Source organism: Streptomyces sp. NBC_01016, from assembly GCF_026341035.1.
Lineage (GTDB): Bacteria > Actinomycetota > Actinomycetes > Streptomycetales > Streptomycetaceae > Streptomyces.
On record NZ_JAPEOQ010000001.1, the window covers coordinates 2,687,148 to 2,712,022 of the forward strand.

Sequence of the window (24,875 nt, forward strand, 5' to 3'; positions counted from 1 at the left end):
AACTAACGCTCCTGCTGGTGAGTGGGGCGGGGGTAGCTGCCGGTGTTTCCGGCCTGCCGCCCCTGCTGAATGCCCCGACGGAGATTGGTCAGCCGACCGCGCACCTCGTCGGGCGCGCGCGAGACCTGAGGACCGGTCTGAGTCTGCTGCTCCTGAGCGGTGCCCGCCACCAGGTTCGCCCTCGGCACACGGCGGGGCAGACCGGAGTGGGTGACGCCGCCCGCGGCGGGCTTGCGCACCCGCTCGGCCTGGCGCATCAGGTCGTCGTTGGGGGACTGCCGCCAGTTGGCCTCGGCCGGGTCCTGGGACGCGGCGGGGCGCGACGGGGCGGCCGAGGGGGCCTGGCCCTGCTGCTGCCGCTGCGGGAGACCCTGATCGGGGCGCCCGTTCGGCGACTGCATGCCCTGGCTGCGGCCCTGACCGTTCTGGTTCCGACCGTTCTGACCCTGGCCCTGGCCTTGGTTCTGACCCTGGCTCTGGCCGTTCTGGCCGTGGAACCAGTTCGTCTCCAGGTTGTCGTACAGCGGCGTACGGCCGTCCCCGCCCGAGTTGTCGCCCGGCGGCAGGAAGTCCTCCTGCGAGGGCTGCGCCGGGATGCCCTGGTCCTGACCGCCGTTGCGCTGAGGCGGCTTCGGGGGCGTGAACTCGAACTGGCCGGTCGCCGAGCGGCCCTGGGGCTGCGCGTACTGGCCGGTGTTCGCCGGGTCGCTCGGCGGACGGTTGTACTGGCCGGTGCCGGCCGGGTCCTGGGAGCGCGGGAACTGGCCGGTGCCGGACGAGGGGTCCTGCGGGCGCGGGAAGCCGCCGCTGTCGGACGGGCCCTGCGGCTGGTTGAACCGGCCGGTGGCCGACGGGTCCTGAACACGCGGGAACTGAGCGGTGCTCGACGGCTCCTGCGGGTTCTGGAACTGACCGGTGGCCGACGGGTCGCCCTGCGCCTGGTTGTACTGGCCGGTGTTCGCCGGGTCCTGGGAGCGCGGGAACTGGCCGGTGCCGGACGAGGGGTCCTGCGGGCGCGGGAAACCGCCGCTGTCCGTCGGACCCTGCGGCTGCGCGAACCGGCCGGTGGCCGACGGGTCGCCCTGCTGCCGGCCGTACTGACCGGTGGCGGACGGGTCCTGGACGCGCGGGAACCGGTCGGTGCTCGGGTCCTGCGGGCGCTGGTGCCGGCCGGTGCTCGACGGGCCACCCTGCTGCTGGTTGAACTGGCCGGTGGCGGACGGGTCCTGACGGTCCGTGAAGCCGCCGTCCCGGAAGCCGCTCGCCGCGTCGGGCCCGCCGGTGTTGCCGTCACGCGGGCCGAAGACGTCGGAGCGGACGAACTGGCCGGAGTCCTGCGCCGGGCCGTGACCACCCTGCTGGGGCGGGCCCTGGCGGTCGTCGCGGACGCGCGGGAACGGGGCCGTGGTGTCCGGCTCGTCGTGACCGCGCGGAGCGTCCAGGTTCGGCTGCGCGTTCTCGTCGCTCCAACTCGGCGTACGGGGCTGCGGGTTGCCACCCGGCAGCTCGGCACGCGGGCCACCACCGCGCGGGGGCAGCATCGGGCGCCGGCCCCGCGGCTCGTTGGGGTCGCTGTGGGTGCGCTGCTGCGGCGGCACGGGGCCGCCGGGAGCCTGGCCCTTGCCGAACGCGTCGGGAGCGGAAGGACCGGAGGGGGCCGAGGGACCCGAAGGACCGTTGGCACCGGAATTGGCCGGCGCCTGCGGGCCACCGCCGCGCCCGGGCAGCGCCGCACGCGGCCCACCCGTACCGGCACCGACCTGCGGCCGCCCACCGGGAGCACCGGAGCCGCCCCCGAGGAGGCCGGGAGGACCACCGGCGTTGCCGGGCGCCTGGCCGCGCCGCGCGGCGGCGACACCGGCCGCGGCCTGCGCGGCGGCCGGACCACCGGAACCACCGGGGCCGCCCTTGCCGGAAGGCTTCTTGCCGCCCTGCGCGACATCGACGGGGAGCATGACCAGCGCGGTCGTACCACCGGAGTCGGAGGGGCGGAGCTGGATGCGGATGCCGTGGCGCTGCGACAGCCGACCGACCACGAACAGACCCATGCGGCGGGACACCGAGACGTCCACGGTGGGCGGCGCCGCCAGGCGCTCGTTGATCGCGGCGAGGTCCTCGGGCGAGAGGCCGATGCCGGTGTCGTGGATCTCGACGAGCACCCGCCCGTCGGGCAGCGCGTGACCGGTCACCTTCACCTTGGTCTGCGGCGAGGAGAACGAGGTCGCGTTCTCGAGCAGCTCGGCGAGCAGGTGCACGAGGTCGTTGACCACGCGGCCGGCGACTTCGGTCGCGGGCACGGCGGCCAGCTCGATGCGCTCGTACTGCTCCACCTCGGACGCGGCGGCACGCAGCACGTCGACGAGCGGCACGGGCCGCGTCCAGCGACGACCGGGCTCCTCACCGGCGAGAACGAGGAGGTTCTCACCGTTACGGCGCATGCGGGTCGCGAGGTGGTCGAGCTTGAACAGCGACGACAGCTGGTCCGGGTCGGCCTCGCGGGACTCCAGCTCGGAGATGAGCGACAGCTGACGCTGGATGAGGCCCTGCGAACGGCGCGAGAGGTTGGTGAACATCGCGTTGACGTTGCCTCGCAGGAGGGCCTGCTCTGCGGCGAGACGCACGGCCTCGCGGTGCACGTCGTCGAAGGCCGCGGCCACCTTGCCGATCTCGTCGCGCGAGTGCACGCCGACCGACTCCACGGACGTGTCGATGTCCTGGGGGTCGGACTCGGACAGCTCGCGGACCAGCTCGGGCAGGCGGTCCTGGGCGACCTTGGTCGCGGTGTCCTGGAGCCGACGCAGCGAGCGGATCATGGACCGGGCCACGACGAAGGCGCCGACGAGCGAGACGCCGAGCACGAGCAGGATCAGCGCACCGTTGATGATGGCCGAGCGCTCGGAGGCGTTGCGCAGCTCGCGGGCCTGCTGCTCCATCTGGTTGAGCAGCGTCAGCTCGATCTTGGACATTTCCTGGACGCGCGTGGTGTCCGCGTCGACCCAGTCCTTGTACGAGCGCTTGTCCTGCGACTTGATGCCGTCGGACTTCTGCAGCACACGGTTCGCGTAGGTGTCCGCGGCCTTGATCGTGGAGTTGTTCTCCTCGATCGGCTTCAGCAGCTCCTGCGCGGGCACGGCGCCGTAGACGGCCTTGAACGACTGGATCTGCGATTCCTGGTTCTCGGCTGCCGCGAGACCGTACTGCCGGTCGGTCTCCGAGAGCTTGCCGAACCGGGAGCTGTTGGGCGGCAGGGCGGCCGCGATGATGGCGCGCTGCTCGGAGGCGTACTCCTTGGCGGAGGAGAAGGCCGAGAGGGCGCGCGTGCGCTGAATCATCTCGGGGCTGCTGGTCGCCTGCGCCATGTCCGTGGACAGGGAGAGCAGCTCGTCGATGATGCGGGCGTAGGAGTCGACGGTCTGCGAGGAGTTCGACCGGTCCTCGTACGCCCCCTGCCGGATCTTGTTGAGGTTGATCAGCTCGTGGGCGATCTGCACCGCGTGCTCTCGCACACCGTTGAGGCTGCCGGTCTCGCCGTCGGCCTTGATGTCGGTGGTGCTCTGCAGGAACGTGTCCTGGGCGCGGTCGGTCTTCTCCCGCGTCGACTTGACGTTGAAGTCGCTCGTCGAGGAGCCGTTGGACAGCGGGCCCGCCGCCTGGTCGCGCTCCTCCTGGAGCGCCGACGCCAGCTCGGTGGCCTGCTTGGTCATCTCGGTCAGCAGCTTCATGTTGTCGAGCTGCTGGATGTCGTTCAGGGACTCGGCGATGCGCAGCGCGCCCAGCGAGGTCGCCGCGACCACGGGCAGCGCGAGCAGCGAGACGAGACGCGTCGAGATGCGCCAGTTGCGCAGCGCCATCCGCGAACCGGGCCCCGTGGGGCCCTTGGGCTTCGCCGAGGACTGCGTGCCCGAGCCGGAACCGCCGCTCCTGCCGTCGGCCTCCGAGGTGTCGACGGACGCGGTGCGTCCCGGGTTCTGGGCGTGCGGGGGCCGGGTGCCGCCGGCTGTCGGGCCGGTCCCGCCGCGCGGCTCCGGCTCCGCCGCAGCGCTGCCATCCCTGTTCTTACGTCCCTGCACTAGCGTCGCAACCTCTGGACCAGGCGCCCCGCCCGTATACACGGACAAGACGGTGTCGGCGTCGTTCGGGGGGCGACCTGAAACGTCCCCCTTGGTCGTGAGTGACCGGCGCTGGTTCCCCCTCTCCGCCGCTGCTCGGCGCTGTTTTGCGCCCGTGCGCGCCGGTTCTGTACCTGCGGCGGTCCACGCGATTCCAGCACAGTGCAGGATCTCCAACAAGGCCCGAGGGGACTGCCGCACCCTGTGTGACACGGCGTAAGAGGAGAGTCACGGGTCGTGCAACTCGACCTGCTCCAACCCGGTCATTGCGGGACTTTCCGTGTACGCCAGGGGGGTGTCCCGGCCGTCGTGGTCGCGAGCGGAATAGTGGCTTCAGTCGCGTAATGTCCGTTTCGCGGGCGGGAGTTGGCGGCCCGAAGTGCCCTATTTGCGAGGTACCCCGTGAGCAAACTCACATGCGGGTGATCGCAACTTCCCGGCTTTCGGCGGGAATCAGATGTTTAGCCTGACGTTGAAAAGGGATGGCCCACAAGACTCACCAGACTACGGAGAAGGTTCCAGAGCGCAGTCATGACGAAGACGATGATGTTCCAGAACATTGCCAACCCCCGGCGCACGACGCTGGCGCACCTCGCGGACGCCGAAGAGATCCAGGCCGCGCCGGCCGTCCCGGAACACGCGGCGGCGCTCCCCACGAACACGGCCAACCCGAGGCGCACGATCCTGATGGTGGCTCCGGAGACCGCCCCGGCGGCGTAACAACCGGGCCGACGGCGTCCTCCCCACCGCGTTAGCCTGGGTCGGTCACATCCCACCCGGGCCAACGTCAGAAAAAGGGGCGCAGCAGACCGTGCGCATCGCCAGATTCTCCATCGACGGGAACGTCGCCTTCGGCGCGGTCGAGGGCGACAAGCCAGACGAGCTCGTCCTCGACATCATCAAGGGCATCCCGTTCGCGGACTTCGAACTCTCCGGTACGAAGGTCCCGGTCAGCAAGGTCCGGCTGCTGCCCCCCGTGCTCCCGAACAAGGTGATCGCCTTCGGCCGCAACTACGCGGAGCACGCGAAGGAACTGGGCAACGAGGTCCCGGACACCCCCTTCGCCTTCTTCAAGCCGTCGACGTCGGTGATCGGCCCGGACGCCGAGATCCAGTACCCGAACTTCTCGCAGGAGCTCCACCACGAGGCGGAGCTCGCGGTCGTCATCGGCCGCATGTGCCGCGAGGTCCCGCGCGAGCGCGTGAAGGACGTCGTCTTCGGCTACACGGCCGCCAACGACGTCACCGCGCGCGACGTACAGAAGCGCGAGAAGCAGTGGGCGCGGGCCAAGGGCTTCGACACGTCCTGCCCGCTGGGCCCCTGGGTCGAGACCGACCTCTCCCTGGAGCAGGCCTCCGACCTCACGATCCAGTGCACGGTCAACGGCCAGCAGCGTCAGCTCGGCCGCACGTCGCAGATGATCACGTCCATCGAGGACCTGATCGTCAACATCTCCGAGGCCATGACGCTGCTCCCCGGCGACGTCATCCTCACGGGCACCCCGGAAGGGGTCGGCCCGCTCAGCGTCGGCGACGAGGTCGCCGTCAGCATCGAAGGCATCGGCACTCTCACCAACAAGGTTGTCAAGCGTGGCTAGCGCACCCGTACGCGTCCGTTTCTGCCCCTCGCCCACCGGTAACCCCCACGTGGGCCTGGTCCGCACCGCCCTGTTCAACTGGGCCTTCGCGCGCCACAACCAGGGCACCCTGGTCTTCCGCATCGAGGACACCGACGCGGCCCGCGACAGCGAGGAGTCGTACGAGCAGCTCCTCGACGCGATGCGCTGGCTCGGCTTCGACTGGGACGAGGGCCCGGAGGTCGGCGGCCCGCACGCCCCGTACCGCCAGTCCCAGCGGATGGACATCTACAAGGACGTCGCCGACAAGCTCGTCGAGGCCGGCCGGGCCTACCCCTGCTACTGCTCCACCGAGGAGCTGGACGAGCGCCGCGATGCCGCCCGCGCCGCAGGCAAGCCCTCCGGCTATGACGGCCACTGCCGCGACCTCACCGCCGAGCAGAAGGCCGCGTACGAGGCCGAGGGCCGCAAGCCCATCGTCCGCTTCCGCATGCCCGACGAGCGGATCACGTTCAACGACCTGGTCCGCGGCGAGATCTCGTACGAGCCGGAGAACGTCCCGGACTACGGCATCGTCCGTGCCAACGGCGCTCCGCTCTACACGCTCGTCAACCCGGTCGACGACGCCCTGATGGAGATCACCCACGTCCTGCGCGGCGAGGACCTGCTCTCCTCCACCCCGCGCCAGATCGCCCTCTACTGGGCGCTCAAGGACCTGGGGCTCGCCAAGCTGGTGCCCGAGTTCGGCCACCTCCCGTACGTCATGGGCGAGGGCAACAAGAAGCTGTCGAAGCGCGACCCGCAGAGCAGCCTCAACCTCTACCGCGAGCGCGGCTTCCTCCCGGAGGGCCTGCTCAACTACCTCTCGCTCCTCGGCTGGTCCCTCTCCGCCGACCGCGACATCTTCTCCATCGAAGAGATGGTCGCGGCCTTCGACGTCAAGGACGTCCAGCCGAACCCGGCCCGCTTCGACCTCAAGAAGTGCGAGTCGATCAACGGCGACCACATCCGCCTGCTCGACCCCAAGGAGTTCGCGGCCCGCTGCGAGCCCTGGCTGAAGGCCCCCGTCGCCCCGTGGGCCCCGGAGGACTTCGACGAGGCGAAGTGGGCGGCGATCGCCCCCCACGCCCAGACCCGCCTCAAGGTCCTCTCCGAGATCACGGACAACGTGGACTTCCTCTTCCTCTCCGAGCCGGTCTTCGACGAGGCGAGCTGGACGAAGGCCATGAAGGAGGGCTCCGACGCGCTCCTGAGGACGGCCCGCGAGAAGCTGGACGCCGCCGACTGGAACTCGCCCGAGTCCCTCAAGGAGGCCGTCCTGGCCGCCGGCGAGGCCCACGGCCTGAAGCTCGGCAAGGCCCAGGCCCCGGTCCGGGTGGCCGTCACCGGCCGCACCATCGGCCTGCCCCTCTTCGAGTCCCTCGAGATCCTGGGCAAGGAGACGACCTTCGCCCGCATCGACGCGGCCCTGGCAAAGCTCACCGCGTAACCACGCGCGCGTAGCCCGCTGCGTCGCGTGTAGCCCCTGAAAGACCCGGAAGCGAACGGCTTCCGGGTCTTTCGGCGTTACGGTCATGACATGCCGCACAGCACGCCGATCAAGGCCATCGTCTGGGACGTGGACGACACGATCTTCGATTACGCGACGGCGGACACCGTCGGGATGCGCGCCCACCTCGACGCGGAGGGGCTGCTAGACGGCTTCGGGAGCGTCGAGGAGGCGCTCGTGCGGTGGCGGGCCACCACGCGCGAGCACTGGGCCCGGTTCGAGGCGGGGGAGTCCGACTGGGAGGGGCAGCGCAGGGACCGCGTGCGCAGCTTCGTGGGGCGCGCCATGGAGGCCGAGGAGGCCGACGGCTGGTTCGCGCGCTATCGCGGCCACTACGAGGCCGCGTGGAGCCTCTTCCCCGACACCGTCCCGGCCCTCGACACCCTCGCCGACGGCTACCGGCACGCGGTGCTGTCCAACTCCTCGCTGCACAACCAGGACCGCAAGCTGCGCGTCCTCGGTGTGCGCGACCGCTTCGAGGCCGTCCTGTGCGCCGCCGAACTCGGCGTCGCCAAGCCCGAGGCGGCCGCCTTCCACGCCGTCTGCGAGGAGCTCTCCCTGGAGCCGCACGAGATCGCGTATGTCGGTGATCAGCCCGACACGGACGCCCGCGGAGCCGTCGACGCGGGCCTGAGCGGAATCTGGCTCGACCGCGCTGAACTGGGCGGCAGGCCCGAACTCGTACGCATCACAGGGCTCGGGCAACTGCCTGCGCTGTTGGCCGGGGATACCCGTTTTGGAGCGCAGTCCACCTTCGGGTAATGTTCTTTCTGCGCCAAGGGGAGCGGGCCCAAAAGCCCGGATCCCGGAAGCGCAAGCCAAGCAAGATCCCCTCGGGGGTTGCGTTTCGGTGGCCTATGGTGTAATTGGCAGCACGACGGTTTCTGGTTCCGTTAGTCTAGGTTCGAGTCCTGGTAGGCCAGCTCGCAGAGCTCATCTGCAACCGTGGATATGGCATCCACAAAGCCCCCGTTGTGTAGCGGCCTAGCACGCCGCCCTCTCAAGGCGGTAGCGCCGGTTCGAATCCGGTCGGGGGTACAGATCCTTCCCGTGAGGACAGTTCGGGTCGCACCCACTGACTTCAATGCAGGATCGCTAGGGCCCCCGTTGTGTAGCGGCCTAGCACGCCGCCCTCTCAAGGCGGTAGCGCCGGTTCGAATCCGGTCGGGGGTACGCACTGAGTTCGCAGGTCGCGAGGCCTTGAACTTCTGTGGTCTATGGTGTAATTGGCAACACTACGGTTTCTGGTACCGTCATTCTAGGTTCGAGTCCTGGTAGACCAGCTCGATCACGTAAGTGGTCAAGGCCCCCGTTGTGTAGCGGCCTAGCACGCCGCCCTCTCAAGGCGGTAGCGCCGGTTCGAATCCGGTCGGGGGTACTCGCGAACGATCAAGGCCCTTCCCGAAGTCGGGAAGGGTCCTTTTCGTGTGCCGTGACATGTGCTGCCGTGACATGTGCGGGCACACGTACGGGAGTTGAAGCCAGGAGTGGACAACTCCGGCCGGTCGCTGCGGCGTTGGAGCGACCGGCCGGGGAACGGGCAGGGAATATAAGGGGAGTTGGGGCAACCGGATCAACCGGTGCGGCGCAGGGCCTCGGAGAGGCGGCCCGCGGCGTCGATGATCGCCTGGGCGTGCATCCGGCCCGGGTGGCGCGTGAGGCGCTCGATCGGCCCGGAGACCGAGACCGCCGCCACGACGCGGTTGGAGGGGCCGCGTACGGGCGCGGAGACGGACGCGACGCCCGGCTCCCGCTCGCCGATCGACTGAGCCCAGCCGCGGCGCCTGACGCCCGACAGGGCCGTCGCCGTGAAGCGGGCGCCCTGGAGGCCCCGGTGCAGGCGCTCCGGCTCCTCCCAGGCCATCAGGATCTGCGCGGAGGAGCCCGCCTTCATCGTGAGGGTCGAGCCCACCGGGACCGTGTCCCGCAGTCCGGAGAGCCGCTCCGCCGCGGCGACGCAGATGCGCATGTCGCCCTGGCGGCGGTAGAGCTGGGCGCTCTCGCCCGTGACGTCCCGCAGGTGCGTGAGCACCGGGCCCGCCGTCGCGAGGAGGCGGTCCTCGCCGGCCGCCGCCGAGAGTTCCGCGAGGCGCGGGCCGAGAATGAAACGGCCCTGCATGTCACGCGCCACCATGCGGTGGTGCTCAAGGGCCACCGCCAGGCGGTGGGCTGTGGGTCTTGCCAGTCCGGTGGCCGCGACAAGGCCTGCGAGGGTCGCGGGTCCGGACTCCAGAGCGCCCAGGACAAGGGCTGCCTTGTCCAGAACGCCGACGCCGCTACTGTTGTCCATGCGTCGATACTCCCGTCTCACTCTGTGAAACGCAAGTTCAATTTTCCGTGGAACTTGCCACCCTGTACGTCACACCGGCCCGTGGACCAAACGGGCCCGGCCGTTGGCGTCCGGTACGAGGGGTACGGGCGACGGCGATCCGAAATCTCTAGTTGGGCCGGCGCACCTCAAGCCGGTCGGAGGGAAAGCGATGGGTAGGACACTCGCGGAGAAGGTCTGGGACGACCACGTCGTCCGGCGCGCCGAGGGCGAGCCCGATCTCCTCTTCATCGATCTGCACCTGCTGCACGAGGTGACCAGCCCGCAGGCCTTCGACGGCCTCCGCCAGGCCGGACGTCAGGTGCGGCGCACCGACCTCACCATCGCCACCGAGGACCACAACACTCCGACCCTCGACATCGACAAGCCGATCGCCGACCCGGTCTCGCGCGTGCAGCTGGAGACGCTGCGCAAGAACGCGGCCGAGTTCGGGGTCCGCCTGCACTCGCTGGGCGACGTCGAGCAGGGTGTCGTGCACGTCGTGGGCCCGCAGCTGGGCCTCACCCAGCCGGGCACCACCGTCGTCTGTGGCGACTCCCACACCTCGACGCACGGCGCCTTCGGCGGCCTGGCGTTCGGCATCGGCACCTCGCAGGTCGAGCACGTGCTGGCCACGCAGACGCTGCCGATGTGGCGTCCGAAGACGATGGCGATCACCGTCGACGGCGAACTGCCCGAGGGTGTCACCGCCAAGGACCTGATCCTCGCCATCATCGCGAAGATCGGCACCGGCGGCGGCCAGGGCTACATCCTGGAGTACCGCGGCTCGGCCATCGAGAAGCTGTCGATGGAAGCGCGGATGACCATCTGCAACATGTCCATCGAGGCCGGTGCCCGCGCGGGCATGGTCGCCCCCGACGAGACCACCTTCGCGTACCTGGAGGGCCGTGCGCACGCCCCGCAGGGCGCCGACTGGGACGCCGCGGTCGAGTACTGGAAGACGCTGCGGACGGACGACGACGCGGTCTTCGACGCCGAGGTCTTCATCAAGGCCGATGAGCTGTCGCCGTTCGTGACCTGGGGCACCAACCCCGGTCAGGGAGCGCCCCTTTCGGCGAACATCCCCGACCCGGCTTCGTACGAAGACGCTTCGGAGCGCTTCGCCGCCGAAAAGGCCCTGGAGTACATGGGGTTGGAGGCCGGGCAGGCGCTGCGTGACGTCAAGGTCGACACCGTCTTCGTAGGCTCGTGCACCAACGGCCGCATGGAGGACCTGCGCGCCGTCGCCGAGATCCTCAAGGGCCGCAAAATCGCCGACGGGCTGCGGATGCTGGTCGTTCCCGGCTCCGCGCGGGTGGGCCTCCAAGCCGTCGAGGAGGGCCTGGACAAGGTCTTCAAGGAGGCCGGCGCCGAGTGGCGCTACGCGGGCTGCTCCATGTGCCTGGGCATGAACCCGGACCAACTCGCTCCCGGCGAGCGCTCCGCGTCCACCTCCAACCGCAACTTCGAGGGCCGGCAGGGCAAGGGCGGGCGCACGCACCTGGTCTCGCCCCAGGTCGCCGCGGCCACCGCCGTGCTCGGCCACCTGGCCTCGCCCGCCGACCTGTCCGACGCCCCTGTCGCCGCTGGAGTCTGAGAGTCATGGAAGCATTCACCACGCACACCGGCCGGGCCGTCCCGCTGCGCCGCAGCAATGTCGACACCGACCAGATCATCCCCGCCCACTGGCTCAAGAAGGTGACGCGGGACGGGTTCGAGGACGGGCTGTTCGAGGCCTGGCGCAAGGACTCCGAGTTCGTCCTCAACAAGCCCGAGCGCGAGGGTGCCACCGTCCTGGTGGCAGGTCCCGACTTCGGCACCGGCTCGTCCCGTGAGCACGCCGTCTGGGCCCTGCAGAACTACGGCTTCAAGACCGTCATCTCCTCCCGCTTCGCGGACATCTTCCGCGGCAACTCCCTCAAGAACGGTCTGCTGACCGTGGTTCTCGACCAGAAGGTCGTGGACGCGCTGTGGGACCTGGTGGAGAACGACCCGCAGGCCGAGATCACGGTCGACCTGCAGGAGCGCGAAGTTCGGGCCGAAGGCGTCACCGCGTCCTTCGAACTGGACGAGAACTCCCGCTGGCGGCTGCTGAACGGGCTCGACGACATCAGCATCACGCTGCGCAACGAGGACGACATCGCCGCCTACGAGGCGAAGCGCCCGGCCTTCAAGCCGCAGACGGTCCAGGTCTGAGCCGACCGGATTCCTACGGCTCTCTAACGGATCCGTAGCCCGGCAAGGCTTATTCAGGCCACATCGACAGGGCCCCGTACCCCCAATCGTGCACCGGTTGGGGGTACTTCTGTGTCCGGCTCCAAAGCCCCTCCCGGGCCCTGCGCGAGGGGGTGCCGTGACCTCTCAACTCCCTTGAATACCAGGGGTGTTCTGGGGGTAAGCGTGCGTCGGAGACACTCTGGGCAAGCACGTCGTACGAGGCTCCAGAAGGGGCTTCTGGGGCGGGAGTTGCACCCTGCGGAGGCGACAACTCGCCCCAGATGGCACAATCTGTGCATGGAACACGACGGCCAACTCCAGCTGTATGCGGCGGTCGCGGACCAACTCAAGGAAGCGCACGCAAGAGTGCGCACACTGCAAGTCCCGGAGGGCGTACGGATGGCGCTGACCCGGAAGCTGCTGGCCGTCACGGCCGCGGCCAAACACGATCTCGCCGGTGCGGCAAGGCGTCTGGAGCGATTCATGGCGGACCTCGACGACTTCGAAGAGGGCTCCATCACTGAAGAGGAACTCTGAGGCTGTCCAGTTCGTTGCGGCACAAGGGTGATTAGCCCGTTTCGCGTTTGATTTGCGGTATATATCTGCCTAACGTGCGAAAAGCCGGTGCGAAAAAGATTCGCTCCGGCAATGTCTCCGAAGGGGAAGACGTGAACAAGGCGCAGCTCGTAGAAGCCATTGCCGACAAGGTTGGTGGCCGTCAGCAGGCCGCTGACGCCGTCGACGCCGTACTCGACGCCATCGTGCGTTCCGTGGTCAGCGGTGACCGCGTCTCGGTCACGGGCTTCGGCTCGTTCGAGAAGGTCGACCGCCCGGCCCGCTACGCCCGCAACCCGCAGACCGGGGAGCGCGTCCGGGTCAAGAAGACCTCGGTGCCGCGTTTCCGCGCGGGCCAGGGCTTCAAGGACCTCGTCGCGGGTTCGAAGAAGCTCCCGAAGAACGACGTCGCGGTCAAGAAGGCGCCCAAGGGCAGCCTGAGCGGCGGCGCTTCGGCGACGGTCAAGAAGGCGGCGGCCAAGAAGGCCACCACCGCCAAGAAGGCCACCGCCAAGAAGACGACGGCGAAGAAGACCACCGCCGCCAAGAAGGCGACCCCGGCCAAGAAGGCGACCACCGCCAAGAAGGCCGCCACCGCCAAGAAGGCCACGGCGAAGAAGACCGCCGCCAAGAAGGCGGCCCCGGCCAAGAAGGCGACCACCGCCAAGAAGGCGGCCCCGGCGAAGAAGGCCACCGCCAAGAAGACGGCGCCCGCCACGAAGGCCACGGCCAAGAAGGCGCCCGCCAAGAAGTCCACGGCGCGCAAGACCACCGCCAAGAAGGCCACCGCCCGCAAGAAGTAAGTCGCTTCTTGGGCGTACGCCACAAGGTTGCTCACGCGTCGGGCCGGGCTCCCTTCGGGGAGACCGGCCCGCGGTGTGTCCAGGGGTCCTCGCCGGGCCCCACGGGGGTTTTCAGAAGGTCTGCAGGGTCACCAGCGTGATCCGCCGCGCGTCGGCCGCGCCCTCGGTGTCCTGCATCTCGATGCGCACCCGCTGCCCGGGGCGCAGCAGTCGCAGGCCGCCCGCGTCGAAGGCGGCGGCGTCGAAGGGGACGGGCGTGCCGTCGTCCAGAAGGACGCTGCCGGCACGGGTTTCGGAGTCGTACGTGTACGCGGTGGCCTGCATACGGGCAGCGTACTCAGTCCGGGATCAGGAGCCCCGCCGCGGCCCTCGCGGTGTGCGGGCCCACGCCGAGGGCGAGCGCCGCCCGCAGGTCGTCGCCGGTGTCGACGTCCTGGCGTACGGAGTGGACGCCTTCGACGGGGAGTTCCGCGGCGCCGGACGCCGTGTGGCGGGCGCGCGATGCCCCGCCGAATGCGGGCAGCAATTCCGTGCCGGGGGCCGCGGACAAGAGCGTTGTGCCGATTCCGGCGGCATCGGGCAGAAATGCGCGGGGAAATGCGGCGGCCGTCGCGAGAACGCGGGCCAATTCGGAGGGGCGCAGGGCCGGCAGATCGGCGTTCAGGGCGGCTATGGCGGCGGCCCGGCGTTCGGAGCGTACGAACGCCTCTCCATGCGCGAGAGCGGCGTTGAGGCCCGCCTGTGGGCTGTCCGGGACCACGCGGGCGCCCAGGGCCGCCAGTTCGCGCTCCGCGCGGGAATCGTCCGTGACGACCACCACATCCCGCACCGCCGTACAGGCCCGCGCGGCTGCCACGGTGTCCTGGGCGAACGCCAGGGCGAGGCTTGGGCGCAGGGCGTCTCCCGCCGTGGGGGCCAGTCTGCTCTTGGCCCGCACCAGCGGTTTCAGCGGTATCACCAGGGTCCACTGCACGCGCCTATTGTGACCTGTGCATGAGGTGCGGCTGTCCGTGCGGGCGTACGGTGTTCTCGACAGGCCGGTGGGCCGGGCCGACGCTTGTGCGGCCCAGGCCCCCCTAGAGGAAGGTGTCCGAGTGTCCCGCCGCAGAATCGGCTTCTGGTACCGCTCCGCCGCGGTCCTCTGCAAACCACCGCTGGTGGTTCTGTTCAAGCGGGACTGGCGTGGAATGGAGAACATTCCGGCCGACGGAGGTTTTATCACCGCGGTCAACCACAATTCGCATCTGGATCCGTTCCTCTACGCCCACTTTCAGTACAACACGGGACGGGTCCCGCGTTTCCTCGCCAAGCACGGCCTCTTCAGGAAGGGGTTCGTGGGCGCGGCGATGCGCGGCACCGGACAGATTCCCGTCTATCGCGAGTCCACGAACGCGCTGAGTGCCTTCCGGGCCGCGATCGACGCGGTGGAGCGCGGTGAGTGTGTGGCCTTCTATCCGGAAGGAACGCTCACCCGCGATCCCCAACTGTGGCCGATGACCGGAAAGACGGGCGTCGCGCGCGTGGCGCTGCAGACGAAGTGCCCGGTGATTCCGGTCGGCCAGTGGGGCGCCACCGAAGCGCTCGCGCCGTACTCCAAGAAGCCGGACTTCTTCCCGCGTAAAACGCACCATGTGCTCGCCGGTGAGCCCGTCGACCTCTCCGAGTTCTACGACAGGGAGATCACGCCCGACCTCCTTAAGGAGGTGACCGAGGTCATCATGACCGCGATCACCGCCGAGGTGGCGGAGCTGCGCGGCGAGAAGGCACCGGAGAAGCGTTACGACCCGCGTGAGGCGCGCATCCAGCAGCGGCGCAAGTTGCATGGGGACAAGGGCAGTTCGGCCACTTCGGCCGCGAGCGGTACGACCGAGGAGAGCAGCAAGTGACACGACCCGTGAAGGCCGCCGTCTTCGGCACCGGCTCCTGGGGCACCGCCTTCGCGATGGTGCTCGCGGACGCGGGCTGCGACGTCACCCTCTGGGCCCGCCGCGCCGAACTCGCCGAGGCCGTCAACTCCACGCGTACGAACCCGGATTACCTGCCCGGCGTGGAACTCCCGGAGAACGTGCGGGCCACCGCCGACCCGGCCGAGGCCGCGGCGGACGCCGACTTCACGGTGCTCGCCGTGCCCTCGCAGACGCTGCGCCAGAACCTGGGGGAGTGGGCGCCGCTGCTCGCTCCCGACACCGTCCTCGTCTCGCTCATGAAGGGCGTCGAGCTCGGTTCGGCGATGCGGATGAGCGAGGTCATCGAGGACGTCACGAAGGTCGGTGAGGACCGCATCGCGATCGTCACCGGGCCCAACCTCGCGCGCGAGATCGCCGCACGCCAGCCCGCCGCCGCGGTCGTCGCCTGCCGCGACGAGGCCGTGGCCCGGCGGCTCCAAGTCGCCAGCCACACCCCGTACTTCAGGCCCTACACGAACACCGACGTGATCGGCTGCGAGCTCGGCGGCGCGGTCAAGAACGTGATCGGGCTCGCCGTCGGCATCGCGGACGGCATGGGGCTCGGCGACAACACGAAGGGCTCGCTCATCACGCGCGGGCTCGCGGAGACGACCCGGCTCGGGCTCGCCATGGGCGCGGACCCGCTGACGTTCTCCGGACTCGCGGGCCTCGGTGACCTGGTGGCCACCTGCTCCTCGCCGCTGTCGCGCAACCACACCTTCGGCACGAACCTCGGCAAGGGCATGACCCTTCAGGAGACCATCGCGGTCACCAAGCAGACCGCCGAGGGCGTCAAGTCCTGCGAGTCGGTGCTCGATCTGGCGCGCCGGCACGGCGTCGACATGCCGATCACGGAGACCGTCGTCGCGATCGTCCACGAGGGCAAGTCCCCGGTCGTCGCGGTGAAGGAGCTCATGTCGCGCTCCGCCAAGCCGGAACGACGCTGAGCGACGGCGTACGACAACTGTGCGACCGGGGCTCTGCGGGCGCTGACTCTCGTACTACCAGCAGGTACGCTCAACGCGATATGAGCAGCGAGAACCTCCCCCAGAGCCCTGCGTCCACCGCAGGTGGGCCCAAGCCGCGTGTGGCCGTCGTCTTCGGTGGCCGCAGCTCCGAGCACGGCGTCTCCGTGGTCACGGCGGGCGCCGTGCTGCGCGCCATCGACCGCTCCAAGTACGACGTGTTGCCGATCGGCATCACGCGCGCGGGGCGTTGGGCGCTGACGTCGGACGATCCCGAGCGGATGGCCATCACCGACCGACAGGTGCCGGACGTCGCCGATCTCGCCGAGTCGCCCGAGGGCGGCGTGGTCCTCCCGGTCGACCCGGGCTCCCGCGAAGTCGTCTACAACGAGCCGGGATCGGTCCCCAAGGCCCTCGGCGAGGTCGACGTGGTCTTCCCCGTGCTGCACGGCCCGTACGGCGAGGACGGCACGATCCAGGGCCTCCTGGACCTCTCCGGAACCCCGTACGTCGGCTGCGGTGTGCTCTCCTCGGCCGTCGGCCAGGACAAGGAGTACATGAAGCGCATCTTCACGTCCTTCGGGCTGAAGGTGGGGCCCTACTTGGTCGTGCGCCCGCGCGAGTGGGAGCAGGACCAGGAAGGCGCCCGCCGCCGCGTCGCCGACTTCGTCGGGGACCACGGCTGGCCGCTGTTCATCAAGCCCGCGCGCGCGGGTTCGTCGATCGGCATCACGAAGGTCGACTCCTTCGAAGGGCTCGACGAGGCGATCGAGACGGCCCGTGAGCACGACCCGAAGGTGATCATCGAGGCCGGCATCGTCGGGCGCGAGATCGAGTGCGGGGTCCTGGAGTTCGAGGACGGGCCGCGTGCCTCCGTCCCGGCCGAGATCCCGCCGGCCGACTCCCACGCCTTCTACGACTTCGAGGCGAAGTACATCGACTCCGCGGCCGGCATCGTGCCCGCGCCGCTGAGCGAGGAGCAGACCGCCGAGGTCCGCCGGCTCGCCGTCGACGCCTTCGAGGCCATGTCCTGCGAGGGGATCGTGCGGGCGGACTTCTTCCTCGACGAGGAAGGGGAGTTCGTCATCAACGAGATCAACACGCTGCCGGGCTTCACGCCGATCTCCATGTACCCGCGGATGTGGCAGGAGAGCGGAGTGAGCTACCCGGAGCTGGTGGACCGGCTCATCCAGGCGGCGCTGCGGCGGTCGACCGGACTGCGGTAACCACACCTTCCATGACAGGCGTTCTAGTCGGCGATCCCCTTGGGGATCGCCTTCTTGATGGGGGCGGCCAGGTCGACCAGGGAGCCCGCCCCGTTCTTGGTCACCTCGTCCTTGGGGATCGTCACCTCTACGTAGGCGAGGCGTCCGCCCGTCGTCATCCGCTGTGCGCCGTCGTCGAGTTCGTCCGCGACCCAGCCGACGCCGTCGATCGTCGCCGTGTTGCTGCTCGTCTTCAACGCCGCGTCGGGCCACGGCACGCCGCAGCGCAGTATGATCGCGGGGCTTCCCCACGCCGCGGTGAGCTCCGAGCCCGGTTCGGGATCGTTGCGCTCGAGTCCGTCGACCTTCTCCGGCAGGACCTTGTCCAGGTTCCGGCACAGCTTGGCGGCCTTCGCGTCCGGAGTGGGAACCGCCGCCTTTGGCGCCTCGTCCGTCGAAGCGCAGCCCGCGGTGGCGATCAGCAAGGAGAGCGAGGGCACCGCGATGGACAGGCGGATCAGTCGGCCGTGCCGGATCCGGTGACGATATGACTTCACCGGCACAGCGTAGACGGGGGCTACAGGTGGACCACCGGGCAGGTCAGAGTGCGCGTGATGCCGTCCACCTGCTGGACCTTGGCGACCACCATGCGGCCGAGCTCGTCGACCGTGTCGGCCTGCGCGCGCACGATCACGTCGTAGGGGCCGGTGACGTCCTCGGCCTGGATCACTCCTGGAATCTTCCCGATCAGCTCGGCGACGGTCGACGCCTTGCCTACTTCGGTCTGGATCAGGATGTACGCCTGTACCACGGAACCTCCAGGGCGGCCACGAGGATCATCACGAGGATCATGTGGGGAGAAAGGGACGCCACGGTATCGCGTCACCGCTCGCCGCGGGGAGACCCGGTGGCGGCTGTGGCGCCCACGGACGTGGAAGGCAGGCCCGTGACACAAACCGTACCCATGACAGAGACGGCCCGCGACCGCAAGCGGGCCGGGGCATTCGGCCCTGGCGGGCGGCAGCGAACCGGGGCAGAAAGGGCAGCACGCGCATGAAGGGCACCGTCGGCGAGTTGGGGGAGTTCGGCCTCATCCGAGAGCTGACCTCTCGGCTCACCACCACCCCGGCCGTACGCATCGGTCCCGGCGACGACGCCGCCGTGATCGCGGCACCGGACCGCAGGGTCGTCGCCAGCACGGACGTCCTGCTGGAGAACCGGCACTTCAGGCGCGACTGGTCCACCGCGTACGACGTCGGGCGCAAGGCCGCCGCGCAGAACCTCGCCGACATCGCGGCCATGGGCGCCGTGCCGACGGCGCTGCTCCTCGGCCTCGTGGTGCCCGCCGAACTGCCCGCGTCCTGGCCGTCGGAGCTGATGGACGGGCTGCGCGACGAGTGCCAGGTGGCGGGCGCCGCCGTCGTCGGCGGCGATGTCGTACGCGGCGACACGATCACCGTGGCGATCACCGCGCTCGGCGACATGCAGGGCCACGAGCCGGTGACCCGGTCCGGCGCACAGCCCGGTGACGTCGTAGCCGTGACCGGCTGGCTGGGCTGGTCCGCCGCCGGATACGCGGTGCTCTCGCGCGGCTTCCGCTCGCCCCGCGCCTTCGTAGAGGCGCACCGCCGCCCCGAACCGCCGTACCACGCGGGCCCCGCGGCGGCCGGGCTCGGTGCCACCGCCATGTGTGACGTGAGCGACGGGCTCATCGCCGACCTGGGCCACATCGCCGAGTCGAGCAAGGTCCGTATCGACATCAAGTCGGGGCAGGTGGATGTGCCCTCGCAGATGAGCGACATCGGCCAGGCCGTCGGTGTCGACCCGCTGCAGTGGGTGCTGAGCGGGGGCGAGGACCATGCGATCGTGGCCACCTTCCCGCCGTCGGTGAAGCTGCCCGCCCGCTGGAAGGTGATCGGCGAGGTGCTCGGCCCCTCGTCGCTGTCCCAGGTGACCGTGGACGGGGCGCCCTGGACGAACCAGGGTGGCTGGGACCACTTCGGGGACGGATACGCCGGAGGCGAGATCGAATCGTGAGGGCGCCGGTGCGGGTGGGCGTGCGCCCGCACCAGGCGTTCTCCGGCAGCTGTGGGCCCGTGGGCACAAAAAAGAGCCGGTCCCCGAGGGGACCGGCTCTTTAAAGCAACCAGCTAGGTGGCCGCGCTACGCGAAACGTCAGCGCGAGACCTTGCCGGCCTTGATGCACGAGGTGCAGGCGTTGAGGCGCTTCGGCGTCCCACTGATCACGGCACGCACACGCTGGATGTTCGGGTTCCAGCGACGGGGCGTACGGCGGTGCGAGTGGGAGATGCTGTTGCCGAAGCCCGGCCCCTTGCCACAGACGTCGCAGTTGGCAGCCACGGGTCACTCCAAAGACTTCAGATGCTCTTACGGTTGATCCCGGCATGCCGGGATCAGGATCGGAGGATCTGAGTGGCGGTGCCAGGGGATGGCCCGATGAATATCGGGCAACCCGAGCAGCATACAACGGCTGCGTCGGTACAACGAAACTACCATGGCTGGTAGGGCGGCCCGCCCGGGCTCCGGACCAGGTCGGGGCCGGATTGTGGGCCGGGCCCTCTTTCCGGACGCTCACCTTCCGCGGTCTACTCTGCGGTGCCAGTCCAGCTGCTCGAGGAGGCGCAGGTGCCGCAGGTGCTCGACGTGATCGCGGTGCGCGCCTGGTGCTCACTCGCCTTGGAGGCGCTGGGCCGTGACCGCGCGGAGATAGACGCGATCAACGTCTATCCGGTCGCCGACGGGGACACCGGCACCAATCTCTATCTGACCCTCGAGTCCGCGCATCAGGCGGTCGAGGCGGTCTTCGCCGGGCTCGAGGCGGGGCCCGAGCCGGCCGCCCCCGCGCTCCCCGAAGTGATGCGCGCCATGGCGCACGGCGCCCTCATCGGTGCCCGGGGCAACTCCGGGACGATCCTCGCGCAGCTGCTCCGGGGCATGGCGCAGGTCCTCGCCGTGGGTGGAGACGGTGAGGGAGATCACGCGGCGGGAGCCGACGCCGACGCCCTGCGGCTGGCGCTGGGCCGGGCCGCCGAGTCCGCGCGCGAGGCGGTCGCCCACCCCGTGGAGGGCACGGTCCTGACCGTGGCGACGGCAGCCGCGGCGGCCGCCTCCGGGGTTGACGGGGACTGCCGGGACGTCGTCCGTGCCGCCTACGAAGGCGCGTGCGTGGCGCTCGACGCGACGCCGGGGCAGCTCGCAGCCCTCGGTAGCGCCGGGGTCGTGGACGCCGGTGGGCGGGGGCTCGTGGCCGTCCTGGGGGCGCTGAGCGAGGCGGTCTCGGGGGAGGCGGCGCCGGTGCGCCGGGGCGGAGCGGGCGGCCACGCGCGCGTGGATGCCGTTCCCGACGGTGTGCTGCTCGAATGCCCCGAGGACGAGGGCGCCGCGGGACCCGCCTTCGAGGTCATCTACCTGCTCGAAGCGGACGACGGGGCGGTGGCCCGGCTGCGGACGCGGCTGGACGCCCTCGGGGACTCGCTGGTCGTCGTCGGCGGGGACGGCCTGTGGAACGTCCACGTACATGTGGACGACGCGGGCGCGGCCGTGGAGGCGGGCGTCGAGGCCGGGCGCCCGTACCGCATCCGCATCACGCACTTCGGGCTCGGCGATGTGCACGCGACGCACGCCTCGGCGCCGCGGGAGCGCGCGCAGCGGGCCGTGGTGGCCGTTGTGCCGGGCGACGGGCTCGCCGGGCTGTACCGGGAGGCGGGCGCCACGACCGTGCCCGACCGGCCCGGTGAGCCGCCCGCGAGCGGGGAGCTCGTCGGCGCGATACGGCGGGCCCACGCGCGCGAGGTGGTGCTGTTGCCGAACGACGCCGAGCTGCGGCACACCGCCGCGGCGGCGGCCGAGCAGGCCCGCTCCGAGGGCATCCGGATCGCGCTCATCCCGACCCGCTCGGCGGTCCAGGGCATCGCCGCGATCGCCGTCCACGAGCCCGACCGGCGCTTCGACGAGGACGTCGTGGCGATGACCTCGGCCGCGGGGGCGACCCGGTACGGCGAACTGGCCGTCGCCGAGCGGCAGTCGTGGACCATGGCGGGCATCTGCCAGGCCGGGGACGTCCTCGGCCTGATCGACGGAGACGTGGCGGTCATCGGCGGCGAGGTCCCCGTGACGGCCCGCACGGTCCTCGACCGGATGCTGGCGGCGGGCGGCGAACTCGTCACGCTCGTCCTCGGCGAGGAGGTCTCCGACGAGGTCGCGGCCGGGCTCGAACAGCATGTGCGCGAGTCCTACCTGGCCGTGGACACGGTCGTGTACCGCGGTGGGCGGCAGTCGGCGCTGATGCTGATCGGCGTCGAGTAGGTCGGTAAGTGCACTTGGCCCGGCCGGGGTCCGGACGCTAGCGGATGCCCTTGCGGCGCAGGGTTCCCGCCAGTTCGTCCGCGTGCCGGCGCAGCGCTTCGGTGACGCGGGCGAGTTCCCTGTCGGATGCACGGGACAGCGGCATCGAGCAGCTGATCGCGTCGGTCGCCGGGATGCGGTAGCCGACGCAGGCCGCCACGCAGCACAGCCCCGCGGTGTTCTGCTCCCGCTCGATCGACCAGCCGCGCATCCGGCCCGCCTCCAGCTCGTCGTGGAGCGCCGCGCGGGTGGCCACCGTGTGCTCGGTCAACTGCCGCAGCCCGTCCTCCGGGAGGATCGCGTCGACCTCGGCCGAGGTCCGCTCGGCGAGCAGGGCCTTGCCCAACGAGGTGGCGTGTGCGGGCAGTTGGCGGCCCACGCGGGACACGAGGCGCTTGGGCTCCGTGACCTCGCGGCTGGCCAGATAGATGACGTTCGGGGCGTCGAGGCGCGCGTAGTGCACGGTGTAGCCGGTCTCGGCCCGCAGGCTCTCGAGCTGCTGGACGGCGAAGGGCAGCGCCGGGTCGCGGTCTAGGTAGGCGGTGCCCGCGAGCAGCGCGCGCGGTCCGATGCCGTACGTCTGCTCGCCGTCGGAGGTCTCGATCCACTTCAGCGTCGTCAGCGTGCGCAGCAGGGCGTACAGGCTGGAGCGGGGGTAGCCGGTCCGCTCCTGGAGTCCGCTCAGGCTGAGGCCGTCCGCGGACTCGGCGAGCGTCTCCATGATCCGTGCGGTGCGCTCGGCGGACTTGACCAGGCCGCGGCCCGACTCGGTGTCCGCAGCGCCCAACGAGGCGTTCTTCGCTGCCACTTCTACCCCCTGAACGTCCGGCACATCGTAGGCGACGGGGCGGCGGAGGCCGTCGGCCCGGACCCCCGAAATCACATACGCAAGCCTTGTCTACGTACGTAGACGCGTGTCAGGATCCGGTCATGTCTGACACTGAGAAGCACCGGATCTCCGAGGTGCGCGTGACGCCGGTGGCGTTCCGGGACCTTCCGCTGCTCAATTCCGTAGGTGTGCACGAGCCCTTCGCGCTGCGCTCGGTCGTCGAGGTCGTGACCGACAGCGGTCTGTGCGGGCTCGGTGAGTCCTACGGGGACCTGCCGCATCTGGGCCGCCTTGAGCGGGCCGGGCAGCACCTGGTCGGCACTGACATCTTCGACCTGAACGGTGTCTGGCGTGCGGTCAATGAGTCGCTGGCCGCCGACAGCGGCGTGGGCGGGCACGGGATGAGCGGGATGGTGACCGACAGCTCCCTCGCCGACCGGGTCGTCTCGCCCTTCGAGGTCGCCGCGCTCGACCTTCAGGGCAAGGTCGTCGGCCGCCCGGTGAGCGACCTGCTCGGCGGCGCCGTGCGCGACCGCGTCGCCTACAGCGCGTACCTCTTCTACAAGTGGGCCGGCCACCCCGGGCAGGACGACGACGAGTGGGGCGCCGCCCTTGACCCGGAGGGTCTGGTCCGGCAGGCGCGGCGCATCATCGACGCGTACGGGTTCGGCGCGATCAAGCTGAAGGGCGGCGTCTTCGCGCCCGAGGAGGAGATCGAGGCGGTCCGTGCGCTGCGCGCGGCCTTCCCCGAGCTGCCGCTCCGGCTCGACCCCAACGGGGCCTGGAACGTGGCCATTTCGGTCAAGGTCGGGCAGGAGCTCGACGGTGTCGTCGAGTACCTGGAGGACCCGACGCCCGGCATCGAGGGCATGGCCCGCGTCGCGCGCGAGGTGTCGATGCCGCTCGCCACCAACATGTGCGTCGTCGCCTTCAAGCACCTGCCGCCGGCCGTGCGCCAGGACGCCGTCCAAGTGGTGCTGTCCGACCACCACTTCTGGGGCGGGCTCCGGCGGTCCCAGCGGCTCGGCGCGATCTGCGAGACGTTCGGCATGGGCCTGTCCATGCACTCCAACTCGCATCTGGGCATCAGCCTCGCGGCCATGACCCACCTCGCCTCCGCCACCCCGAACCTCGACTACGCCTGCGACACGCACTGGCCGTGGAAGGACCCCGCCGAGGACGTCGTCGTGCCCGGGGCGCTCACGTTCAAGGACGGCGCCGTCGCCGTGCCCACCACCCCGGGACTCGGCGTAGAGCTCGACCGCGACGCGCTCGCCCGGCTGCACGAGCAGTACCTCGACTGCGGCATCCGCGAGCGCGACGACACCTCCTACATGCGCCGCTTCCAGCCGGAGTTCGACCCGACGGTGCCGCGGTGGTGAGCGGGGGAGCGGTGCGGCCGCTGGAGGTCCTGGTCACCGAACCGGTCATGGGGCGGTTCAGGGACGTACTCACCGAAGGCGGCGCGCACCGCTGGACCTTCGCGTACGGGGACGATCCCGGGGCCCGGACCGCCGCCGCGGCCACCGCCGACGTACTCGTGTGCTCCGCCGCCGACCGCGAACTGCTGGCCGGGATGGAGCGGCTGCGGCTGCTGCACGTCACCGGGGCCGGCTACGACAAGATCCCGCTGGACGCGCTGCGGCCCGGGGTGCGGGTGGCGAACACCTTCCACCACGGCCGCTCCATCGCCGAGCACGTGGTGATGGTGTCGATGATGCTGCTGCGCGACGTCGCGCGCGGCGAGCGGGACATGCGGGCCGGCGTCTGGCGCAACGCGGTCGTCGACCCGTCCTACGCCTTCGGAGGCGTCCTCGCCGGGCGCACCCTTGGCGTCCTCGGCATGGGCGAGATCGGCGGCGAAGTCGCCCGGCTGGCGGGCGCGTTGGGCATGCGGGTACGCACCGTGCGCCGCGACCCGGGCGCGCCGCCGCCCGCCGGGGTGGACCTGGAGTGGGTGGGCGGGCAGGACCGGCTGCACGAGATGCTCGGCGCCTGCGACGTGGTCGTGGTGACGGTGCCGCTGAGCGACGAGACGCGCGGGCTCGTGGACGCCGCCGCGCTCGCCGCGATGAAACCGTCCGCCGTGCTCGTGAACGTGGCCCGGGGCGCGGTGGTCGACGAGAAGGCGCTGCACACCGCGCTGAGCGACGGCACCATCGCGGGGGCAGGCCTCGACGTCTGGTGGCGCAACCCGCGCGAGCCCGCGGCGCCGCCGCCCTCGCACCTGGACTTCACCGGGTTCGACAACGTGGTGCTCACGCCGCACCAGTCGGGCCACACCGAGGAGACCTTCCGCGGCCGGGCCGAGGACATCAGGGCGAACGTCGAGGCGCTCGCGGAGGGACGGCCGCTGCGCAACCTGGTGCGGAGCTGACGGTCGCGGTGGGGTGCGGAGCCGACGGTCGCGCTGGGGTGGGAGCTGACGTTCGCACCGAAGCTCACACC

At 70.4% G+C, this 24,875-nt stretch carries 23 protein-coding genes and 5 tRNA genes; 20 read left to right on the plus strand and 8 right to left on the minus strand.

The window, feature by feature from the left end:
• Positions 1-2 precede the first annotated feature (2 nt).
• Entirely contained in the window at positions 3-4,070 is a 4,068-nt protein-coding gene (locus tag OG746_RS12535) for a sensor histidine kinase (protein WP_266714489.1), read from the minus strand.
• 570 nt (positions 4,071-4,640) lie between these two features.
• Between OG746_RS12535 and OG746_RS12540 the strand changes: the two genes are divergently transcribed.
• The 9 genes from OG746_RS12540 (at position 4,641) to OG746_RS12580 (ending at position 8,612) form a co-directional block, all read left to right on the plus strand.
• Complete coding sequence (locus OG746_RS12540) at positions 4,641-4,829, plus strand: hypothetical protein (RefSeq protein WP_266714491.1); 189 nt, start codon at positions 4,641-4,643, stop codon at positions 4,827-4,829.
• Positions 4,830-4,920: 91 nt separating this feature from the next.
• Positions 4,921-5,706: a fumarylacetoacetate hydrolase family protein gene (locus OG746_RS12545; RefSeq protein ID WP_266714493.1), complete on the plus strand. Its 786-nt coding sequence runs from the start codon at positions 4,921-4,923 to the stop codon at positions 5,704-5,706.
• Entirely contained in the window at positions 5,690-7,174 is a 1,485-nt protein-coding gene (gene gltX / locus OG746_RS12550; RefSeq protein WP_266714495.1) for a glutamate--tRNA ligase, read from the plus strand. The genes OG746_RS12545 and gltX overlap by 17 nt, the downstream gene beginning before the upstream one ends.
• A gap of 90 nt (positions 7,175-7,264) precedes the next feature.
• Positions 7,265-7,996 (plus strand): HAD family hydrolase, encoded by a 732-nt coding sequence (locus OG746_RS12555; protein ID WP_266714497.1) that lies wholly within the window; start codon positions 7,265-7,267, stop codon positions 7,994-7,996.
• An 89-nt stretch (positions 7,997-8,085) separates the two neighbouring features.
• Positions 8,086-8,157, plus strand: a tRNA-Gln gene (locus OG746_RS12560).
• Between the two features lie 42 nt (positions 8,158-8,199).
• Positions 8,200-8,272: transfer RNA gene (locus tag OG746_RS12565), tRNA-Glu, on the plus strand.
• Between the two features lie 62 nt (positions 8,273-8,334).
• A tRNA-Glu gene (locus OG746_RS12570) sits at positions 8,335-8,407 on the plus strand.
• A 38-nt stretch (positions 8,408-8,445) separates the two neighbouring features.
• Positions 8,446-8,517: transfer RNA gene (locus OG746_RS12575), tRNA-Gln, on the plus strand.
• 22 nt (positions 8,518-8,539) lie between these two features.
• Positions 8,540-8,612, plus strand: a tRNA-Glu gene (locus OG746_RS12580).
• A 195-nt stretch (positions 8,613-8,807) separates the two neighbouring features.
• Here OG746_RS12580 and ndgR read toward each other — a convergent pair.
• Positions 8,808-9,524 carry an IclR family transcriptional regulator NdgR gene (gene ndgR / locus OG746_RS12585; protein ID WP_266714499.1) on the minus strand — a complete coding sequence of 239 codons (717 nt, stop codon included), beginning with the start codon at positions 9,522-9,524 and terminating at the stop codon, positions 8,808-8,810.
• Positions 9,525-9,714: 190 nt separating this feature from the next.
• Here ndgR and leuC point away from each other — a divergent pair, with 190 nt between their 5' ends.
• From leuC to OG746_RS12605, 4 genes are all read left to right on the plus strand, one after another.
• Positions 9,715-11,139, plus strand: a complete 1,425-nt coding sequence (gene leuC / locus OG746_RS12590) for a 3-isopropylmalate dehydratase large subunit (protein ID WP_266714501.1) — start codon at positions 9,715-9,717, stop codon at positions 11,137-11,139.
• Between the two features lie 5 nt (positions 11,140-11,144).
• Positions 11,145-11,738, plus strand: a complete 594-nt coding sequence (gene leuD, locus OG746_RS12595; RefSeq protein WP_266714503.1) for a 3-isopropylmalate dehydratase small subunit — start codon at positions 11,145-11,147, stop codon at positions 11,736-11,738.
• Positions 11,739-12,056: 318 nt separating this feature from the next.
• Positions 12,057-12,296, plus strand: a complete 240-nt coding sequence (locus OG746_RS12600; protein WP_266714505.1) for an SCO5555 family protein — start codon at positions 12,057-12,059, stop codon at positions 12,294-12,296.
• A gap of 131 nt (positions 12,297-12,427) precedes the next feature.
• The gene (locus OG746_RS12605; protein ID WP_266714507.1) at positions 12,428-13,117 is read left to right on the plus strand and encodes an HU family DNA-binding protein; all 690 of its coding nucleotides are present in this window, start codon (positions 12,428-12,430) and stop codon (positions 13,115-13,117) included.
• A 111-nt stretch (positions 13,118-13,228) separates the two neighbouring features.
• Here OG746_RS12605 and OG746_RS12610 read toward each other — a convergent pair whose 3' ends face one another.
• Complete coding sequence (locus OG746_RS12610; RefSeq protein ID WP_266714509.1) at positions 13,229-13,441, minus strand: hypothetical protein; 213 nt, start codon at positions 13,439-13,441, stop codon at positions 13,229-13,231.
• A 13-nt stretch (positions 13,442-13,454) separates the two neighbouring features.
• Entirely contained in the window at positions 13,455-14,090 is a 636-nt protein-coding gene (gene cofC, locus OG746_RS12615; protein ID WP_266714511.1) for a 2-phospho-L-lactate guanylyltransferase, read from the minus strand.
• Between the two features lie 121 nt (positions 14,091-14,211).
• Here cofC and OG746_RS12620 point away from each other — a divergent pair, with 121 nt between their 5' ends.
• From OG746_RS12620 to OG746_RS12630, 3 genes are all read left to right on the plus strand, one after another.
• Entirely contained in the window at positions 14,212-15,003 is a 792-nt protein-coding gene (locus OG746_RS12620) for a lysophospholipid acyltransferase family protein (protein ID WP_266714513.1), read from the plus strand.
• Positions 15,000-16,010 (plus strand): NAD(P)H-dependent glycerol-3-phosphate dehydrogenase, encoded by a 1,011-nt coding sequence (locus tag OG746_RS12625; protein WP_266714515.1) that lies wholly within the window; start codon positions 15,000-15,002, stop codon positions 16,008-16,010. The genes OG746_RS12620 and OG746_RS12625 overlap by 4 nt, the downstream gene beginning before the upstream one ends.
• A gap of 80 nt (positions 16,011-16,090) precedes the next feature.
• Positions 16,091-17,254 (plus strand): D-alanine--D-alanine ligase family protein, encoded by a 1,164-nt coding sequence (locus OG746_RS12630; RefSeq protein WP_266714517.1) that lies wholly within the window; start codon positions 16,091-16,093, stop codon positions 17,252-17,254.
• Positions 17,255-17,277: 23 nt separating this feature from the next.
• On the opposite strand, the gene OG746_RS12635 is transcribed toward OG746_RS12630, so the two are convergent.
• Together OG746_RS12635 and OG746_RS12640 are read right to left on the minus strand one after the other, a co-directional pair.
• Positions 17,278-17,790, minus strand: a complete 513-nt coding sequence (locus OG746_RS12635; RefSeq protein WP_266714519.1) for a DUF3515 domain-containing protein — start codon at positions 17,788-17,790, stop codon at positions 17,278-17,280.
• Positions 17,791-17,810: 20 nt separating this feature from the next.
• Complete coding sequence (locus OG746_RS12640) at positions 17,811-18,044, minus strand: Lrp/AsnC family transcriptional regulator (RefSeq protein WP_016642988.1); 234 nt, start codon at positions 18,042-18,044, stop codon at positions 17,811-17,813.
• Positions 18,045-18,286: 242 nt separating this feature from the next.
• Here OG746_RS12640 and OG746_RS12645 point away from each other — a divergent pair, with 242 nt between their 5' ends.
• Positions 18,287-19,270, plus strand: a complete 984-nt coding sequence (locus tag OG746_RS12645) for a thiamine-phosphate kinase (RefSeq protein WP_266714521.1) — start codon at positions 18,287-18,289, stop codon at positions 19,268-19,270.
• Positions 19,271-19,408: 138 nt separating this feature from the next.
• Here OG746_RS12645 and rpmB read toward each other — a convergent pair whose 3' ends face one another.
• The gene (gene rpmB / locus OG746_RS12650) at positions 19,409-19,594 is read right to left on the minus strand and encodes a 50S ribosomal protein L28 (protein ID WP_266714523.1); all 186 of its coding nucleotides are present in this window, start codon (positions 19,592-19,594) and stop codon (positions 19,409-19,411) included.
• A 255-nt stretch (positions 19,595-19,849) separates the two neighbouring features.
• On the opposite strand from rpmB, the gene fakA reads away from it, so the two are divergent.
• On the plus strand, positions 19,850-21,559 hold the full coding sequence (gene fakA / locus OG746_RS12655) for a fatty acid kinase ATP-binding subunit FakA (RefSeq protein WP_266714525.1): 1,710 nt from the start codon (positions 19,850-19,852) through the stop codon (positions 21,557-21,559).
• A gap of 37 nt (positions 21,560-21,596) precedes the next feature.
• Here the strand turns inward: fakA and OG746_RS12660 are convergent, their stop codons facing one another.
• A complete protein-coding gene (locus OG746_RS12660; RefSeq protein WP_266714527.1) occupies positions 21,597-22,406 on the minus strand; it encodes an IclR family transcriptional regulator in 810 nt (269 codons plus the stop codon).
• Between the two features lie 122 nt (positions 22,407-22,528).
• On the opposite strand from OG746_RS12660, the gene OG746_RS12665 reads away from it, so the two are divergent.
• Both OG746_RS12665 and OG746_RS12670 read left to right on the plus strand, forming a co-directional pair.
• Positions 22,529-23,809 carry a glucarate dehydratase family protein gene (locus OG746_RS12665; RefSeq protein ID WP_266714529.1) on the plus strand — a complete coding sequence of 427 codons (1,281 nt, stop codon included), beginning with the start codon at positions 22,529-22,531 and terminating at the stop codon, positions 23,807-23,809.
• Positions 23,803-24,804: a 2-hydroxyacid dehydrogenase gene (locus OG746_RS12670; RefSeq protein ID WP_266714531.1), complete on the plus strand. Its 1,002-nt coding sequence runs from the start codon at positions 23,803-23,805 to the stop codon at positions 24,802-24,804. Before OG746_RS12665 ends, OG746_RS12670 begins: the two co-directional genes overlap by 7 nt.
• Positions 24,805-24,875 lie beyond the last annotated feature (71 nt).